The organism is Kitasatospora sp. NPDC097643 (assembly GCF_040302625.1).
In the GTDB taxonomy this organism is placed as follows: Bacteria; Actinomycetota; Actinomycetes; order Streptomycetales; family Streptomycetaceae; genus Kitasatospora.
Genome location: NZ_JBEOSA010000005.1, coordinates 131,190 through 148,265, shown reverse-complemented (window position 1 = coordinate 148,265; position 17,076 = coordinate 131,190). Strand labels below are relative to the sequence as shown.

The window sequence follows — 17,076 nt, the reverse complement described above, 5'->3', positions numbered from 1 at the left end:
CCTTTCTGCGAAGGTCTGGTTGATCGTTCGGAGGAAACGTCAGTAGAACGCTGACGCGAAATTCAGCGGAATCACGTGATGATCGAATGTGTCGAACGCGGTCACCGGTTCGATTTCACCGGCGCCGCTCGAAGTCCATCGAATGGATCGAATGGGCGTGTGTCCCTCAACGGGAACCGACCGTAGCACCGGGGAATCGGGCCCTGTAAGGGCTGCCGGCCCGGCTCGGCTGGCAGCAGCTTGCCATCGCAGGATGCTGCACCTCCCAACGGCCCCGCGGCCCTCCAACAGGCCCTAACGTCATGGGTATTCCTCCGGTCAACCCTCATGCCGGTACGGACACATCCATCCCACTGTCGCCACCGCGGCTTGATCACTGCCGCCTATCGCAGGAGAGGTAATGGCACGTCACAGCAATTTCGCGGCCCGGCTGGGCGAATGGAGTGCCCAGCACCGCAAGACCGCCGTCTTCGGATGGCTCGTTCTGGTCGTCCTGGTCACCGTCATCGGCGGCATGGCCGGACAGAAGAACCTGACCCAGGCCGACTACGGCACCGGGGAGTCCGGACGGGCAGCCAGGATTCTCAACGACGCCGGAATCAAGGATCCGGTCAACGAGCTGGTCCTGGTCCACAGCGACACCCTGACCAGCGACTCCGCGGACTTCCGCGGCGCGGTCCAGGCCGCCGTCCAGGCGGTCAACGGGACCGGCCTCGTCGAGGACCTCCACGACCCGTACACCACCCAGGCCTTCTCGGCCGACAAGCACTCGGCGCTGATCACCTTCAGCGTCACCGGCGACCCGGACACCGTGGCCGACCGGATCGACCCGCTGATCGCCGCGGTCAAGGACACCGCCAAGGCGCACCCGCAGGTCACCCTCGGCGAGTTCGGCGGCGCGACCGCCCTCAAGGGCATCGACGACAGCCTCGGCGACGACTTCGCCCGGGCCGAACTCACCGCCCTGCCGGTCGCGTTGGGCATCCTGCTGGTGGTCTTCGGGGCCTTCGTGGCCGCCGTGCTGCCGGTCGCCCTGGCCGTCACCGCCTGCATCGGCGCGCTCGGCCTGCTCTCGCTCAGCAGCCAGCTGGTGCCGGTCGACGGCATGACCAACTCGGTGATGTTCCTGATGGGCCTCGCCGTCGGCGTCGACTACTGCCTGTTCTACCTGCGCCGCGAGCGCGAGGAGCGGGCACTCGGCCGCGACAAGGCCGACGCGCTGCGGATCGCCGCCCACACCTCGGGCCACTCGGTGCTGGTCTCCGGCCTGACCGTCATGGTGGCCATGGCCGGCATGTTCCTCTCCGGCCTGACCGTCTTCGAGGGCTTCGCGGTCGCCACCATCGAGGTCGTCGCGGTCGCCGTGGTCGGCTCGATGACCGTCCTGCCGGCCCTGATGGCGATGCTCGGCGACAAGGTCGCCGCCGGCCGCATCCCGTGGATCAGCAAGCGCCGCCAGGCCGCCGCGCTGAACAACAAGCCGGCCAACGCGCTGCTGCGCGGGGTGCTCGCCCGGCCCGGCGTCTTCGCCGCGCTGGCCGCCGCCGTCCTGCTGGTGCTGGCCGCCCCGGCGCTCGGCATGAAGACCGAGAAGCTCGGCATGGACAAGCTGCTGCCCTCGGACGACCCGCTGGTCGCGGTCTCGAAGCAGATCGACCGCGAGTTCCCCGGCTCGCCCTCGCCCGCCTTCGTGGTGGTCAAGGCCGACGACATCTCCTCGCCGCAGCTGACCAAGGGCATCGACGCCTTCAAGCAGGCCGCGCTGGCCTCCGGCAAGACCGGAAACCAGATCGACGTGCGGTACTGGAAGGACAAGAACATCGCGCAGATCAGCGTCCCGCTGGCCGGCAACGGCACCGACGCCACCTCCAAGGCGGCGCTCGCGACGCTGCGCGAGACGATCGTCCCGCAGACCCTGAAGTCGGTGCCCGGCACCACCGCGCTGGTCGCCGGCGACCTCGCCTTCTCGGTCGACTACAACGACCAGCTGGACAGCAGCATCGTGCCGGTCTTCGCCTTCGTCATGGGCGTCACCTTCCTGCTGATGCTCTTCTCCTTCCGCTCGCTGGCCATCTCGATCACCTCGATCCTGCTCAACCTGCTCTCGGTGGCGGCCGCGTACGGCGTCATGACGGCGGTGTTCCAGCACGGCTGGGGCGCCTCGCTGGTCGGCACCGAGGCGCCGGGGGCGATCGAGTCCTGGATGCCGCTGTTCGTCTTCGTGGTCCTGTTCGGCCTCTCGATGGACTACCACGTGTTCGTGGTCTCCCGGATCCGCGAGGCGCACCTGGAAGGGGCCTCCAGCCGCGAGGCGGTGGGCCAGGGCATCCGCAACACCGCCGGGGTGGTCACCAGCGCCGGCCTGATCATGGTCGCGGTCTTCGCGGTCTTCGGCACCCTCGGCATGCAGGACTTCAAGCAGCTGGGCATCGGCCTCGCGGTCGCCGTCCTGCTGGACGCCACCATCGTCCGCGCGGTGCTGCTGCCGGCCGTGATGGCCCTGCTCGGCGACCGCAACTGGTACCTGCCGCGCTGGCTGGGCGGCGGCCGCACCCAGGCCGCGCACGCCCACCGTCCGGTCCCGCAGGGCGCCTCGGCCGGTTCCTCCGGGGACCGGCACGAGACCGCCGGCACCGCGTACGCCGGCTGACCCGCTCCCGATCCGCCCACCTTCCCGCCGCCGCCCCCGCCCGGGCGGCCAGACCGGAGCCACCACCGTGTTCGAGTTCAGCGTCATCGACGGCACCACCGCCCGCGACATCATCACCGCCTCCCGGCCGCAGATCGTCCAGGCCGTCCGGGAGACCTACCTGGCGCACGGCGCCGGCCAGTCGGTGAACCCCGACAGCTACTTCCTGCGCTTCCCCGAGAAGCCCGACGCCCGGATCATCGCCCTGCCGGCCTACCTCGGCGGCGGCGTCGGGGTGGCCGGCCTCAAGTGGATCAGCAGCTTCCCGGCCAACATCGAGCGCGGCTTCCCGCGCGCCTCGGCGGCCCTGCTGCTCAACGACTACGAGACCGGATACCCCTTCGCCGTCCTGGAGGCCTCGCAGATCAGCGCCGCACGGACCGCCGCCTCCGCCGTCCTCGCCGCCGAGGTGCTCGCCGGCGGGCGGCGGGCCGGCCGGCTCGCGGTGGTCGGCGCCGGCATCATCGCCCGCAACATCCTGGAGTTCTTCGGCGCCCAGCAGTGGGAGATCGACGAGCTGGTGGTCCACGACCAGCAGCCCCGGTACGCCCGGGCGCTCGCCGACCACGCCGACGCCGAACTCGGCTACCCGGCCAAGCCGGAGGACGACCTGGCCGCCGCACTGACCGGCGCGGACGTGGTGGTGCTGGCCACCACCGCGGGCGAGCCGTACATCCTCGACCCCGACACCTTCGCCCCCGGGCAGCTGGTGCTCAACATCTCGCTGCGCGACCTCGCCCCCGAGATCATCGGCGGCGCGTACAACGTGCTCGACGACGTGGAGCACTGCCTGAAGGCCAACACCTCCCCGCACCTGGCCGAACAGCACTACGGGAACCGGGAGTTCGTCACCGGCACGCTCGCCGACGTGATCGAGGGTCGGGCCGCCGTGGGCACCGACCGCCCGGTGGTCTTCTCGCCCTTCGGCCTCGGCGTGCTCGACCTCGCGGTCGGCGCGCTGGTGCACGGCGAGGCGGTGGCCTCCGGCCGGGCGACCGGCATCCCGGGCTTCTTCGCCGAGACGACCCGCTGGTGACCGCCGGCTGGTGGCTCGGCGACTGGTGACCGCCCGCTGATCCCCCCACCGGCCGCCCGCCCCACCGGGCCGGCCACCACCGACGAGGGCCCCGACCGTTGCGACGGCCGGGGCCCTCGTGGCTTCCCGGTGCTGCGCGCGGCGCCACCCGCTGCTCACCCCGGCGCCACCGCTGCTCATGCCGGCGCTCAGGGAGCGCCGAAGTCGCCGTACCGGTCGAACTCCCCGGCCTTCACACCACGGACGAACGCCGCCCACTTGCGCGGAGTGGTCCGGACCACCACGTCCGCGCGGTCCGACTCGCGGATCTCCACCAGGCCGTCGGCGGCCCGGATCTCCACGCACTCGTTGGCCTCGCCGCTGGACGACGACTTCTGCCACCTGCTGCTCATGAGAGGTTTTCCAGTATCGCCCGGATGAAGTCCCGGGACTCGACCGGGTCGAGCGCGATCGCCTCGGTCTCGGTCTTGATCTCGCGGTACGTCTGCAAATCGACATCGGTGTGCACGAACTTCGGCCCCTGGGAGAGATCGATCTGGACGGTGTCGAGCTCCGGAACCGGCCCGCAGGCCAGATAGAGGCTCTCCCCGGACCCCGGAAAGGTGTCCACGCTGAACGGGATCGTCCGGATCTCCACGCCGGGCCGCTCGGAATCCCGGAGCAGGCTGCGCAACTGCTCGCGCAGCACCACCGGACCGCCGAACTGCATCCGCAGCGCGGATTCGTGGATGAAAGCGGTGTACGGCTTCGGGCGCTCGGTGAACAGCCGCTGGCGCTGAATCCGGAATGCCGTTCGCGCCTCCGCCTCCGGCCCCGGCAACGCCGGCCGCAGCCGGGCGAACACCGCGGAGGCGTACGCCGGGGTCTGCAACAGGCCGGGGATGAAGCTGGTGTGCAGGATCGTCAACGACTCCGCGTGGTGCTCCATCTCCGCGATGTCGATGATGCCGCTGGGCAGCCGACCGCGGTAGCCGTCCCACCAGTACTTCCGCCGGTCCTGCGTCATCGCCAGCAGCGCGTCGAGATAGGGGCCCTCGATGCGGCCGCAGGTGCGCGCCCAGACCCGCAGCCGCTCGGCGCTGATGCCGGACTTGCCGTTCTCCATCTGGGAGATCTTGGGCAGGTCGGTGCCGATGGTGGCGGCCAGGGTCTTGGGCGTCACGCCCACGTGTTCACGCATCTTGCGCAGCTCGATGCCAAGGCGCTGCTGGCGCACGGTCGGCGACAAGCGGGGTGGCATGACTCTCTTCTCCGGATCGCGGGGTCGGTCGATGCTTCCGGTGAAGTGTGCCGCCTGCACCCGGCCATGGCGACTGAAATGGGGGATACCCCACGATGGAGTGAACGTTCACTCTCTCGGTAGCAAGTCTTGCACCTCGACCCTAAGGTCGGTGCCGCGTCCGCGACTTGTCAGTCACTGACTTGTCGCCGTCAATCCACCGCAGCCGATCCACCGCAGCCGATCCACCGCAGCCGATCCACCGCAACCAATCCGCCGCGGCCAATTGGAGACAGCCATGCCGCTTCCACCGCCATTCCCCGCCACCAGGTGAACGCCCTCCTGGTCGCCGGATTGTCCGCCCTCCTGCTCGCCGTGCTATTCGTCGGCTGGCTGGTCTGGCTGGTCAACGTCCAGCCCCGCGCAGCGCGTTCGGTAAAGCGCGAGTTCGCCGCCCGCCATTCGTCCGGCGGGGAGGAGAAATAGCGCCGGCCCCTGCCCGTACACCGCCGTCCCCCGCCCCTGCACCGCCATCCCGCCCCGCCCGGGAGAAGCGACGATCCGCTGTCGTACGATCACCCGGCAACGCCGACAGATGAATCCGTACGGGGGCGAGATGGAGCCGCTGCACAGCACCGACCCGGAGTCGGTCGGGCCCTACCGGCTGTTCGCCCGCCTCGGCGCGGGCGGCACCGGGCAGGCCTACCTCGCCCGCTCCACCGACGGACGCACGGTCGCGGTCAAGGTGGTCCGGCCCGAACTGGCCCGGGACCCCGACCTCCGGGCCCGTCTGCGGGGTGAGCTCGCCGCCGCGCGGGCCGTGACCGGCGCCCAGACGGTGCCCGTCACCGACTCCGACCTCGACGCGCCCGCCCCCTGGCTCGCCACCACCCACGTGCTCGGCCTCTCCCTGGCCGACGTCGTCCGGGACCACGGCCCGTTGCCCGAGGCCTCCGTCCGCGCCCTCGGCACCCGGCTCGCCGAGGCCCTGGAGGCGATCCACCGCGCCGGACAGGTGCACCGCGACCTCAAGCCGTCCACCGTCCTGCTCACCGCCGACGGGCCGCGCCTGCTCGACGGCGGCATCGCCCGGGCCGTCGACGGCGACCCCACGGGCCGGACCGCCGGCTCGCTCGGCTACCTGCCGCCGGAACGGACCCCCGACCGCGCCCCCGGCGCCCGCGGCGACGTCTACTCGCTCGCCTGCGTGCTCGTCCACGCCGCCACCGGCCACGGCCCGTTCGACCACCGCGGCCACGGCGAGCCCGACCTCACCGGCGTCCCGGCCGCGCTGCGCGACGTCCTCGAACACTGTCTGCGCACGGACCCCGTGCTGCGGCCGGCCGCCGCCCAACTGCGCGCCTGGCTCGCCGTCGACGCCCCCACCGGCAGCGGGCTCCCCACCCCGGTGGTGGCCGCCCTCGCCCGGCACGCGGCCGCGGTGACGGACCTGAACACCCCGCTGCGCGCCGCTGCGGCCACCCCCGCGCCGCTCGCTCCCGCACCGGCGCTGCCGTACACCCCGCCGGAGCCCCGGCCCGCGCGGCCCGCCCCGGCCCCCAGCCCCGAGTACCCGGCCACGCCGGCCGCGTCCTCCGCCCCCCGCCGCAGCTCCGGCCTCTCCCGCCGCCGGCTGCTCCTGGGCGGTGGCAGCGTCGCCGCCGCGGCCGCGATCGGCGGCACCGCCTGGTCCCTCACCCGCCCCAAGCCCGCGCCCCACCCCCAGACGCCGGTCGCCCACGCCACGGCCGGCGCGACCCCGAGCGGCCGGCCCACCCCGGGCAGCGCCCCGGCCGCGGTCTGGAAGTACACCACCGACGCCAAGCTGTCCGGCCCGCACCCGGCCCTCGTCCTCGGCGACCGCGTCTACACCGACGCCACCCAGCTCACCGCCCTCGACGCGGCCACCGGCAACGTCCTCTGGAAGCGCAAGAACGAGAACACCCCGCAGTACGCGGCCGCCGCCGGTGACCTCCTCTGCGCCACCGGCACCCAGCTCCAGCGGGTCGCCCCCGCCGACGGCTCCACCGCCGCCGGCACCTCCCCGGACTACACCGGGGGCAAGAAGCTCCGCGCCGAGACCTTCGTCGCCGCCACCGACCAGGCCGTCTTCGCCAAGGTCACCATCGCCCGGGCCGACTCCAGCGGCGCCACCAGGGGCCTGATGGCCTTCCGCCGAGGCCTCACCGGCCAGCTCTGGTACCAGGAGGACGCCGACGTCGCCGACCTCAAGACCCCCGGCGCGGTCTCCGGCAGCACCCTCCTGCACCTCAACAACGCCAACGCCGTCGTCGCCCGCAACACCGCCGACGGCAAGCGGCTCTGGAAGGTCGAGACCGGCGGCAAGACCGCCGGGCCCGTCTGGTGCGACGACCAGCGCGCCTACTGCGCCGCCGACGGCGACGGCCTCCAGGCGGTCGGCCTCACCGACGGCAAGCCGGTCTGGCACCTCACCCCCTCGGCGGGCGGCCGCGTCGGCGCCGTCCTGGTCGCCGGCGGCACCCTCTACCTCAGCGACGGCTCCGCCACCGTCTCCGCCCACGACGCCGCCACCGGGAAGGTCCGCTGGACCTGCCCGCTGCCGCACACCCCCGACCCGGCGGTCGCCCCGGTCCTCGTCGGTACCACCCTCTTCGTCGCGGGCTCCGTCGCGGGCTCCGTCACCGGCTCCGTCGCCGGTCAGACCCCCGCCGTCGGCGTCCACGCCGTCGACACCACCACCGGCCGCCTCAAGTGGACCTACACCGATCCCGCCGCTCCGGCCGCCAACCCGTCCACCGACCACTGGTACCTCAGCACCAACGGCAAGCTGGCCTTCGCCTGGCTCGGAACCACCCTGCACGCCCTCCCCGCCGACTGAGCCTCCCTCATCCGGCCTGCGTCATCCGGCCTCCGCCCGCTGTCATACGATCACCCGGCAACACCGATCGACGATTTCGCCCGGGGGGCCGCGCGATGGAGCCGTTGAACAGCACCGATCCAGAGGCGGTCGGGCCCTACCGGCTGATCGCCCGCCTCGGCGCCGGCGGCATGGGCCAGGTGTACCTCGCCCGCTCGACCGGCGGGCGCACCGTCGCGGTCAAGGTGGTGCGGCCCGAACTCGCCCAGGACGCCGAGTTCCGCGCCCGGTTCCGCCGCGAGGTCGCCGCCGCCCAGGCCGTCGACGGCGCCTACACCGCGCCCGTCACCGACGCCGACCCGGACGCGCCCGCCCCCTGGCTCGCCACCGCCTACGTCCTCGGCCCCTCCCTCACCGACGCCGTCCGGGACCACGGCCCGCTGCCCGAGGCCTCCGTCCGCGCCCTCGGCACCCGGCTCGCCGAGGCCCTGGAGGCGATCCACCGCGCCGGGCTCGTCCACCGCGACCTCAAGCCCTCCAACGTCCTGCTCGCCGCCGACGGGCCGCGCGTCATCGACTTCGGCATCGCCCGGGCCATGGACGGCGACTCGATGACCCAGACCGGCGCGGTGGTCGGCTCACCCGGCTTCATGTCCCCCGAACAGGCCTCCGGCCGGCCCACCGGCGCGCCCGGCGACGTCTTCTCGCTCGCCTCCGTCCTGATCTACGCGGCCACCGGCCACGGCCCGTTCGACAGCGCCTCCGGCATCGCCGCCCAGCTCTACAAGGTCGTCCACGAGGACGCCGACCTCGGCGACGTCCCGCCCGCACTGCGCGCCGTCCTGGAACCCTGCCTCCGCAAGGACCCCGCCCTGCGGCCGACCCCCACCGAGCTGCGGGCCCGGCTCGCCACCGGCGCGGCCCTCGGCGAATGGCACCCCGGCCCGGTCGCGGCCGTCCTCGCCCGGCACGCGGCGGCGGTGATGGACCTGGAGACCCCGCTGCGCGACGGACCGCCCGCCCCGGCCGCGGTGCCGTACACCCCGACCCAGGTCGCGGGCCCGGCCTCTCCCGCCGGTCCCGCCGGCGCCTTCGGGCCTCCCCTTCCCTCCGTCCCCGCCCCTGTTACCCGCTTTACCCCCGGCCTCTCCCGCCGCCGCCTCCTCCTCAGCGGTGGCAGCCTCGCCGCCATCGCCGGCGTCACCTGGGCCCTCACCCGCCCCAAGGACGTCCCGAACGGCCCCACCCCGGGCGCCACACCCTCCGCGACCCGGACCCTGCGGCCCGCCCCGAAGCCCGTCTGGACCTACACCACCGGGGGCGTCGACCCGGCCCTCCGCCCGGCCCTCGCCCTCGGCGACCAGGTCTACACCGACGCCGACCAGCTCACCGCCCTCGACGCGGCCACCGGCAGCGTCGTCTGGCAGCGCAAGAACAGCAGCATCGACGTCTACTCCGTCGCGGCCGGTGACCTCTACTGCACCGAGGTCACCCAGATGCAGCGGATCGCCCCCGCCGACGGCTCGGTCAGCTACAGCACCGCCCCGGACTACCCCGGCGGCAACAAGCTCCACGTCGAGACCTTCGTCGCCGCCACCGACCAGGCCGTCTTCGCCAAGGTCACCATCGCCCGCAACGACTACAGCGGCGGGAACCCCGGCATGATGGCCCTCCGCCGCGGCCTCGCCGGCCAGCTCTGGTACCAGGAGGACGCCGACGTCGCCGACCTCAAGGCCCCGGGTACCGTCTCCGGCACCACCCTCCTGCACCTCAACAACGCCAACGCCGTCGTCGCCCGCAACACCGCCGACGGCAAGCGCCTCTGGAAGGTCGAAACCGGCAGCCGCGCCGACTGGCCCGTCTGGGCCGACGACCAGCGCGCCTACTGCGCCGCCGACGGCTTCGGCCTCCAGGCCGTCGCCCTCACCGACGGCAAGCCCGTCTGGCGCATCGACCCCCCTGAGGGCGGCCGCGTCGGTGCCCTCCTCGTCGCCGACGGCACCCTCTACCTCAGCGCCGGCAACGAGTCCTTCTCCGCCGTCGACGCCACCACCGGCAAGCCCCACTGGACCTGCGCCCTCGACCGCGTCCCCGACTTCCGCGAACCCCCCGTCCTCATCGCCACCACCCTCTTCGTCGCCGGCCAGACCGGCGACAACGGCACCCCCTGCGTCCACGCCATCGACACCACCACCGGCCGTCTCAAGTGGACCTTCACCGACCCCAAGTACAACGAGGCGGAACGCATCAGCGAGACCTTCCACCTCAGCACCAACGGCAAACTCGCCTACGCCTGGCTCAAGCACAATCTCTCGGCCCTACCGACGGATTGAGCCTCAGCGCTCAGTGAGACGGACAACTGAGCGCTGACCATGCCTTGTTGGGACAGGCAACGACGTAGTGCCCCGCCCAGCGGCTGTCGGAGACCCATCCTGCCCACACGACGTCGTCGCCGTTCCCCAACTGCGTTACCGCATACCCACTCCGCCTCATCGTCGGGCACCACACCTCCCCACCCGGCGTGTGCGCTTCGAATCTCCGCACCAACCACGCGACCGCCTCCGTGGCCTCTCTCCACGTCCCCTGCACCTGCGCCGCCGGCCGTAGCAGCCACCACCCGGTCATCACCGGCGGCAGCTCGGAGGCCCTGAACCCGCTCCCCTCCACCGGCCGCCGCTCCGCCTCCCGCCCCAACAGCCGCCCGTCCCCGGCCCATTCGTATCCGTGGAAGTGCATCGCGCGTCCCCTTCCCCGGCCGTCCGCAGCCACCGCTGCGGACGACCGGGAACCAATCGGCCCCTCTCGCCAGACTCAGAGGTTCCATCGCGTCGAGGAGCCGTCCGGAACTGTGTAGCCGACGGACTGGCCCTCTGGCCCGGCCTCGATGGTGAGCCACTCGCGCCGAGGACGGTTGTGGCGGAGCCAGCTGTCGTGTGCTTCCTCGATGACCCGCCACAGGTCGCGGGGCCCGCCACGGCCACGGTGGACGAACCGTCGGGGTGGTGCTGCGCGCGGGCGGCCGAGCCGCCCGCGCGGTCGTGGAGCGTGGCGCCTCGCCGATCGACCGTGGGGCCGAGATGGAGGCCGGCCCAGAAGGAGAAGCCGTAGTCGTCCAGGACGCGGGCACCGGTCTTCGTGCTGCGGCCGGTGATTGGTTCGGGTGTCTCCGGCCGCCGAACGTCGCCCCCGGAACGCAACGGCATGAAGGCGGCGGGTCGCTGGAGGAACCGGCCGACGGCACGGCCGCCCGGCAGCTTGGTGAGACGGGCCACCGCGCCCCCGTCCAGGGCGCCCTGGACGGGGGCGACGATCAGGCCACCCGGTGCGCACTGGTCGAGCCAGGCCTGCGGGATCCGGCGGACGGAGCAGGTGGCGATGATCCGGTCGAACGGCGCCCCGCCCGGATACCCGTCTGCCCCGTCGGCACGCTGGACAACCGCCTCGAACCCCGCCATGTGCAGACGGGATCGCCCTGCGGACACCAACTGCTCGGTGCAGTCGACCGTGGTGACACGAGCTGCGCCGGCCAGGTGGCAGAGCAGGGCCGCGTTGTAGCCGGTACCGGTACCGACCTCCAGGACGCGATCCCCGGGCCGGACGTCGAGGGCGTCGAGCATGTCGGCCATCAGGCTCGGGAGGGTGGAGGAGGACGTCGCCGCCCCACTCTGCCCGTCCGGCTTCGCCTCCTCCGCCTGCACGCCGTCGACCTCGGTGACCAGTACCTGGTCCGCGTACACGTGCCGCAGCCAGTCGGCGCCGTCCGGGCCGGTGGCCCGCCAGGGGCGGTGGACATCGCCGTCATGCCGGTAGAAGGCCGGTACGAAGACATGACGGGGAACGTTGAGAAAGGCCTCGACCACCCGCGAGGAGAGCAGCGTGCCGCTCCGCTCGATCGCCGAGGCCAGACCGATGCGGGCGGCCAGGAGCTGTTGTGCATCGTCGAGAACGGTGGTCATGCCCGGCCGGTCCCTTCCAAGTAGTCGCAGATGGCAGCAGTGATGGGCAGACCGGTCGCCTGCTCGATGAACCCGTACTGCCCGTTGGGATTCACCTCGAGGAACGTCCATTCCCCCGACGGCGATACGACGAAGTCGAACGCGCCGTAGGGAAGGCCGAGTTGGCCGATCATCCGACGCGCCCCCTGCGCCACGGCAACCGGCGGCTCGCACACCTGGTAGCTCAAGCTGTCGTAGTCACTCCGCCAATCAACCCGCGCTGCGTCGGAGTTCGCATGGATCTCGGCGGCGAACAGCCGCCCGCCGACTGCGGTGAGCCGGACCTCATGTGCCTTGGGGACCCATTCCTGGAACAGGTGAGCAGTGCTGGCGATCGATGGGTGGCCGATGTCGTCATGCGCCAGGAGGCTCGCGTACACCGCGACCGACCGGTGATCGAGGGCCCCCGGATCGGAGTGAAGGGCTTGTAGACCACGGAGGCCCCGATGCTGCCTGCGAACTGTCGTGCAGCCTCCGGACAGTTGGTGATCAACGTCCTCGGGACCCGCAGCCCCGACTCGGCCGCCACACGGATCTGAAGCGGCTTGTACTCGGCGTCTGCCGCCCGCCCGGGCGGGGGAAGCCAACGACAAGGCAGCGCCGAGAGCAGGCCGCCGAAGCCACGCCGGGCTTCGGCGGCAGCCACCGTACGAGCCTCGGACGACACCGACTCCGGGAACTCCGGTGGAGTCGGCCGACGGTAGTAGACGGCGCGCACAGCCGAGAGGTCCAGCACCCGCCGCTCGGTGGCAAGGGTCCCGCACCAACTGGCCGCCCCGTCGAGGCTGGCGGCCAGCGCCAGCCTCGACGGGAACCAGGCCGTATCGGCGCGGAAGACTGCGGTCCCGCGCCGGTTGAGTTCCTCGATCACGAGATCGGCGGTCGGATCGAAGGTCCCCGTGAGCACGAGGACGGCATCAGCGCCCGCCATCTCAGTCGTTACTGCTTCCGGGGTCGTCCGGCGCGTCCATCTGCCCGGTCGGTTCGGTCGGCCCGTACGTCTTCGGCGGGCTGCTCGTCATGTAGACCCCGGGCGGGAGGCCCTGGTACGTGCAGGTCTGGGTGTCCTCGTCGTAGCCGATGTCGGCCGGGATGATCCCCCCGGCACCGGTGACCGGCACGAGGAACCGGAACGCGAACGGACTCCCCGGCTCGCCCTCCCCGTCCAACACGGGCAGGGTCGTCACCCGGCGGTGCTCAACGGCAGCCGAGCCTCGGGCCGGTCGAAGACCGAGACACCCCGCGGTCGTTTCCCAACGATGGTGGACATGTGTACCTCCTGTTGTCTGTCGTTGGCAGGCAGGCCGTGCGCTACCCGCGTGCGGCCTGCCAGTCGAAGAACCCACCCGGAGCGTCATCCGGCGGCACCAGCTCGCCGAGCCGAACGACCCGCTCGCGCCCACCCCTCAACGGCCGCACATAGACGCCCTCTTGCCCGACATCCATCACTTCGACGGCCGCCCCGGACTTGCGCTCGTACACCCGCTGCCCGGCCTGCGGCTTCCACACCTCGCGGTACACGCTCACCCCCACAACCCGATGCGCGTGGTGAGCTGATCAGCCGGCACCCACCAGGTCGCCCCATTCGGCTCGAACAACAGCCGTACCAAAGCCCCGCCGCCATCGGCCTCCACGATCTCCACGAGGCGCCCGGTCGAAAGGTCCTTCCGAACCGGATTCCTCTCAACCCGATCCAGCAACTCCCGCAACGTCCGCCGCCGTCGCGGCGGCATGTCGGCGTTCGTTGGTACAGGCCCCGTGACTGCCATGCTCTGCTCCCCGTGCACTCGGCTCCGTTGGGCGGGACACCAAATTAGGGCCGGTATTCCCCGAGTCGCTAGCGGCTTTCCTGTTCGCGCAAGAATTCGTCGCGGATTCCTTCTGCAACGATGCGCATATCATGGCCGTAGACGGCCGCCGAGGAAAATCGGTCGAATGTTTCTACGTATGTCCTGATGTCTCTCGGGTCTCGAGTGGTGATCTCCGAGTGGAAGGTCTCCACGATCACCAAGCGATCGTCATGGAGGCTGAAGCAGGTCATCGGGAAGTCCGGCATCCGGGTGTTTTGTGAAAGGATGCCAATTGTCACATTCGGGAGTCGCGATGCTGAGGCAAGCCGGTCCAGTTGCATTGCCATGATGCTGGGATCGCAGATTCTCCATCGGAGAACGTGTTCGCAAACAAGAAAGTGGAATGACCTGCTGCGGTCATGGAGCGCTTGTTGTCGTGCTAGTCGTGCCGCAATGCCTCTGGCCCGACTCTCCTCGGAGAGTCCGGGAATGAGTTCGAAGATGGCGGCCACATATTCCGGCGTCTGTAGAAGTCCGGGGATGAGTTGCCCCTGAAACAGTCTCAGTCGCTCGGTGTGCTCTTCGATGGCCTGGATTGCTTGTTGATGCTTCCAGAGGCCAGTGCGGTGTATGAGCCTCCAGGCGGTTTCCTCGGTGGCCGCGGCTCGGGCTTGTTCGAGGAACTGGGCCTTCACTGCCTCCGAGACGCCGAGTGCCGTGAGAATCAGGTCGGTATCCACGACGCTGGGAAGCACCTTGCCGTGCTCGATCTTGCTGAGTTTTCCTGGAGACATGGAGGCCCTACGGGCTACTGTCTCCCCGGTAAGGCCCGAGGCACCACGCAGTGCCCGCAGGGCCTTGCCGAGATCTCCAGAAACTTCACTCAACGGTTGAGCCGCTCCCAGTATTCTGCGAAGGGCACGGCGTGAATCGTCGCCACCTCTTGGTATCGGCGGTATTGAGGCGTCATATTCGGGGGGAGCTTCTCGGCCCCTGTGAATCTTCCATCCGGCGTGTAATGCATTCGGTAGACGTCGATGTCATCGAAGAGCCAGAAGTCGTGATTCGGCAGTCCGAATACATTCTGCTGGGCAAGGTCGATGATCCCGATGGACTCGCCCGCAGTGATGTTTCCGGGGTAGGCGGACAGCTCGTAGCGAAGGTAGTCCGTCAACGGTGACTTCAGCACATGGACGCGTGATACCGACTTTCCAAGGCGGGTCATCGACCGGACCCATGGATTGTCGCTCCACTCCGGTGGCATGGGCTTGCCTTCGAGGAATGCCTCGAACTCTTCTCGCTCGTCCTCGATGTCATACAGGTCGAGCGTCTCCAGTCGGAATGCCGTTCGCTCGAATGTTTCGAACAGTCGACCGAATTCAGTTCCGTTGAGCACGGAAGTAGTCCTCCAGAACGTTTGCGGGGACTCGAACGACGGTTTCTCCCGGAGGGAGTCCGATCTGAGCAAGCTGGTCAGGGTCGGTGACCACGAACCCCTGCACCAGGTAGGTCGTTTCGTCTTCGGTGCTCCACAGCGTCGGGCACGTGCCGTTCTTGCAGTCCGAGTCGCCGGACAGTTTGCGCAGTGCCACTGGTCCTCCTCGTTCCGTAGTCGCCTACGTTGATGGTCGCTGCCTCGTCCGGGCCAGGTCAACTGCGTCAGCTTTCCACAACAGGAAAGCTTGGTAGGACTGTTGGGCGCGTTCCTAGCCGGCGGCCCCTTGCGAGGAGCAAGGGGCCGCCGGAACGACTACGTGGCGTCGGCGACGAAGTGGTCGAACTCGCCGGCCTGGACGCCGAGGAGGAAGGCTTCCCACTTCTTGGGGGTGGTGCGGACGATGACCTCGTCGCTGTCGGACTCGCGGATCTCGACCATGCCGTTGATGGTCCGGACTTCCAGGCACTCGTTGGACTCGCCGCTCATGGACGGCCGCTGCCATTCGCTCATCGGGGCTCCTCGGGTCGGCTGGCTAGGGATGCTGTCAGACGGTGAACTCCCCGTTGGCGATGCCGGCGAGGAGGTCCTTCCACTCCTGGTGGGTGAAGCGGACGGTTTGCGCGTCGGGGGTGAGGCGGCTTCGGACGAAGACCGAGTCTGCTGTGATCGCCACCTCGGGGCAGTTGTTGCCCGCGCCGAAGCTGCTCGGCGTGTGCCAGTCGAGATCTTCCATGGTGCCCCTGCCTGGCTACGCGTCGCCGAAGTGGTCGAACTCGCCGCGCTTGACGCCTTCGATCCAGAGGGCGAACTTGAGGGGGGTGGTGACGATGGTCGAGTCCGGACTGGCGGACTCGCGGACCTCGATCAGCCCCTGGTCATTGACGGACACCTCCACCGAGTTGCCGCCGTCTTGGGAGCTGCTGGTCGACTTCTGCCACTGTGGGGACATGGCTACCTCTCCAATTCCAGTCCGTGCTTGATGTGTTGGATGACGCCCCAGGAGTCCCGCGCCGAATAGGGATCGGATGATGTCGCCGCGCTTCCGGGGTTCAGCGCGAGTCGGCTGAGGTCGTCGAATCGGTCCCTGAACTTCTGTACGGTTTCGGGCAGGTCGTGGAAGGCCGGTTCACCAGGGCTGTCGATGACGACGGTCGACAGCTCGGCCGATGCCGGCTCGGTGATGAGAAAGGGACCGCTGTAGGGCGGCGTCGCCCTGGCGCTGAACGGGAAGACCTGGATGGTCACATTCGGTTTCTCCGCCGCGGAGAGCAAATGGGCGAGCTGGCGGCGCATGACATTGCTGCCTGCGAAGGACATCAGCAGGGCTGCTTCGTGGATGACGAAGTGGAACTCGCCTGGCCCGTGGAGAATTTGCTGCCGGTCGAGGCGGAAGCGCAGCGTGTCGTCGAGCTGTCGGGCGGAGAGTGTCGCCTCGCTGGTCCCGAAGAGCTGGCGCATGTACTCCTCGGTCTGGAGCATCCCGGGGATGAGGAACGTCTCGTAGTTGAGGTAGGCCCGGCTCGACCAGTGCTCGAGTTCGGCGAGGTCCAGGGCGAAGTCCGGCACGCGTCGCTTGTGGGCGTTCCACCAGCCCTTGCCGTCGCTGGCCCCGAGGGCGGCGAGTGTGGCCAGGTACTCCTCATCCGTGCAGCCGTAGAGGGCTGCCAGGGCGCGCATCCTGGTCTCGTCGAGGCCGGTGCGTGCGGCCTCGATGTGGTTGAGCTGGGGGCCGCGCATGCCGACGTGGGCTGCGGCGGCCTGCACTGCGACGTCGGCGTTCAGGCGGAGCCGGCGCACTTCGGCGCCGTATCGCCGCTGGCGTTCGCTGATGTGCGCTCGCAGAGCCAAAGTCCCGTCCCTTCGCGTGGCACCGGAAGTGTCGCGCGTGAGTGTCACACAGCGCCACCCGCCCAGGGACTCACCGTAGCGTCACCCGTGTGAGTGGTTGCATGAATGAGGGGGTTGGTTCTACCTTGAGTATCCGATCGACTACTGATGGTTGATCAGAGCCCAAAGTGCACCCCGGGTTCGGGGCAGGCCACGGGTGACGTTCTCTCGTGTGGGTACATT

General features: G+C 70.2%; 18 protein-coding genes and 1 pseudogene. 5 read left to right on the top strand and 14 right to left on the bottom strand.

All coding sequences use genetic code 11. The features are described from left to right. Positions 1–400: 400 nt before the first annotated feature. Together ABTY15_RS05765 and sbnB are read left to right on the top strand one after the other, a co-directional pair. A complete protein-coding gene (locus tag ABTY15_RS05765; protein WP_350576604.1) occupies positions 401–2,650 on the top strand; it encodes an MMPL family transporter in 2,250 nt (749 codons plus the stop codon). 67 nt (positions 2,651–2,717) lie between these two features. Further along, positions 2,718–3,725: a 2,3-diaminopropionate biosynthesis protein SbnB gene (sbnB, locus tag ABTY15_RS05760; protein WP_350576602.1), complete on the top strand. Its 1,008-nt coding sequence runs from the start codon at positions 2,718–2,720 to the stop codon at positions 3,723–3,725. Between the two features lie 188 nt (positions 3,726–3,913). Here sbnB and ABTY15_RS05755 read toward each other — a convergent pair whose 3' ends face one another. Both ABTY15_RS05755 and ABTY15_RS05750 read right to left on the bottom strand, forming a co-directional pair. Continuing rightward, entirely contained in the window at positions 3,914–4,117 is a 204-nt protein-coding gene (locus ABTY15_RS05755) for a DUF397 domain-containing protein (RefSeq protein WP_350576599.1), read from the bottom strand. After that, a complete protein-coding gene (locus ABTY15_RS05750) occupies positions 4,114–5,025 on the bottom strand; it encodes a helix-turn-helix domain-containing protein (RefSeq protein WP_350576596.1) in 912 nt (303 codons plus the stop codon). The genes ABTY15_RS05755 and ABTY15_RS05750 overlap by 4 nt, the downstream gene beginning before the upstream one ends. 249 nt (positions 5,026–5,274) lie before the next feature. On the opposite strand from ABTY15_RS05750, the gene ABTY15_RS05745 reads away from it, so the two are divergent. From ABTY15_RS05745 to ABTY15_RS05735, 3 genes are all read left to right on the top strand, one after another. Then, positions 5,275–5,430, top strand: a complete 156-nt coding sequence (locus tag ABTY15_RS05745; RefSeq protein WP_350576594.1) for a hypothetical protein — start codon at positions 5,275–5,277, stop codon at positions 5,428–5,430. Between the two features lie 109 nt (positions 5,431–5,539). Continuing rightward, positions 5,540–7,804 carry a protein kinase domain-containing protein gene (locus ABTY15_RS05740; protein ID WP_350576591.1) on the top strand — a complete coding sequence of 755 codons (2,265 nt, stop codon included), beginning with the start codon at positions 5,540–5,542 and terminating at the stop codon, positions 7,802–7,804. Between the two features lie 95 nt (positions 7,805–7,899). Further along, positions 7,900–10,116: a protein kinase domain-containing protein gene (locus ABTY15_RS05735; RefSeq protein ID WP_350576588.1), complete on the top strand. Its 2,217-nt coding sequence runs from the start codon at positions 7,900–7,902 to the stop codon at positions 10,114–10,116. 291 nt (positions 10,117–10,407) lie between these two features. Here the strand turns inward: ABTY15_RS05735 and ABTY15_RS05730 are convergent, their stop codons facing one another. From ABTY15_RS05730 to ABTY15_RS05675, 12 genes and pseudogenes are all read right to left on the bottom strand, one after another. Then, positions 10,408–11,739, bottom strand: a complete 1,332-nt coding sequence (locus ABTY15_RS05730) for a methyltransferase domain-containing protein (RefSeq protein WP_350576585.1) — start codon at positions 11,737–11,739, stop codon at positions 10,408–10,410. Continuing rightward, a complete protein-coding gene (locus tag ABTY15_RS05725) occupies positions 11,736–12,158 on the bottom strand; it encodes an MvdC/MvdD family ATP grasp protein (RefSeq protein WP_350576741.1) in 423 nt (140 codons plus the stop codon). The genes ABTY15_RS05730 and ABTY15_RS05725 overlap by 4 nt, the downstream gene beginning before the upstream one ends. A 257-nt stretch (positions 12,159–12,415) precedes the next feature. Continuing rightward, positions 12,416–12,709: pseudogene (locus ABTY15_RS05720) on the bottom strand (MvdC/MvdD family ATP grasp protein); the annotation flags it as partial. 1 nt (position 12,710) lies between these two features. Continuing rightward, positions 12,711–12,965, bottom strand: coding sequence for a hypothetical protein (locus ABTY15_RS05715; protein WP_350576582.1), 255 nt, complete (start codon positions 12,963–12,965; stop codon positions 12,711–12,713). 124 nt (positions 12,966–13,089) lie between these two features. Continuing rightward, positions 13,090–13,305, bottom strand: coding sequence for a hypothetical protein (locus ABTY15_RS05710; RefSeq protein ID WP_350576579.1), 216 nt, complete (start codon positions 13,303–13,305; stop codon positions 13,090–13,092). Between the two features lie 310 nt (positions 13,306–13,615). Beyond that, positions 13,616–14,455 carry a helix-turn-helix domain-containing protein gene (locus ABTY15_RS05705; protein WP_350576577.1) on the bottom strand — a complete coding sequence of 280 codons (840 nt, stop codon included), beginning with the start codon at positions 14,453–14,455 and terminating at the stop codon, positions 13,616–13,618. After that, positions 14,452–14,964, bottom strand: coding sequence for a DUF6879 family protein (locus ABTY15_RS05700; protein ID WP_350576574.1), 513 nt, complete (start codon positions 14,962–14,964; stop codon positions 14,452–14,454). Before ABTY15_RS05700 ends, ABTY15_RS05705 begins: the two co-directional genes overlap by 4 nt. Beyond that, on the bottom strand, positions 14,948–15,160 hold the full coding sequence (locus ABTY15_RS05695) for a hypothetical protein (RefSeq protein WP_350576572.1): 213 nt from the start codon (positions 15,158–15,160) through the stop codon (positions 14,948–14,950). The genes ABTY15_RS05700 and ABTY15_RS05695 overlap by 17 nt, the downstream gene beginning before the upstream one ends. Positions 15,161–15,318: 158 nt before the next feature. Beyond that, positions 15,319–15,516: a DUF397 domain-containing protein gene (locus tag ABTY15_RS05690; protein ID WP_350576569.1), complete on the bottom strand. Its 198-nt coding sequence runs from the start codon at positions 15,514–15,516 to the stop codon at positions 15,319–15,321. 34 nt (positions 15,517–15,550) lie between these two features. Next, positions 15,551–15,739 (bottom strand): DUF397 domain-containing protein, encoded by a 189-nt coding sequence (locus tag ABTY15_RS05685; RefSeq protein WP_350576566.1) that lies wholly within the window; start codon positions 15,737–15,739, stop codon positions 15,551–15,553. A 15-nt stretch (positions 15,740–15,754) separates the two neighbouring features. Beyond that, complete coding sequence (locus tag ABTY15_RS05680) at positions 15,755–15,955, bottom strand: DUF397 domain-containing protein (protein WP_350576563.1); 201 nt, start codon at positions 15,953–15,955, stop codon at positions 15,755–15,757. A gap of 2 nt (positions 15,956–15,957) precedes the next feature. Beyond that, positions 15,958–16,854: a DUF5753 domain-containing protein gene (locus tag ABTY15_RS05675; RefSeq protein ID WP_350576556.1), complete on the bottom strand. Its 897-nt coding sequence runs from the start codon at positions 16,852–16,854 to the stop codon at positions 15,958–15,960. Positions 16,855–17,076: the final 222 nt, after the last annotated feature.

Coding starts and splice junctions, on each gene's coding strand:
- ABTY15_RS05765 (WP_350576604.1), top strand. CDS start 401: ATGGCACGTCACAGCAATTTCGCGGCCCGGCTGGGCGAATGGAGTGCC.
- ABTY15_RS05755 (WP_350576599.1), bottom strand. CDS start 4,117: ATGAGCAGCAGGTGGCAGAAGTCGTCGTCCAGCGGCGAGGCCAACGAG.
- ABTY15_RS05740 (WP_350576591.1), top strand. CDS start 5,540: ATGAATCCGTACGGGGGCGAGATGGAGCCGCTGCACAGCACCGACCCG.
- ABTY15_RS05735 (WP_350576588.1), top strand. CDS start 7,900: ATGGAGCCGTTGAACAGCACCGATCCAGAGGCGGTCGGGCCCTACCGG.
- ABTY15_RS05730 (WP_350576585.1), bottom strand. CDS start 11,739: ATGACCACCGTTCTCGACGATGCACAACAGCTCCTGGCCGCCCGCATC.
- ABTY15_RS05690 (WP_350576569.1), bottom strand. CDS start 15,516: ATGAGCGAATGGCAGCGGCCGTCCATGAGCGGCGAGTCCAACGAGTGC.
- ABTY15_RS05685 (WP_350576566.1), bottom strand. CDS start 15,739: ATGGAAGATCTCGACTGGCACACGCCGAGCAGCTTCGGCGCGGGCAAC.
- ABTY15_RS05680 (WP_350576563.1), bottom strand. CDS start 15,955: ATGTCCCCACAGTGGCAGAAGTCGACCAGCAGCTCCCAAGACGGCGGC.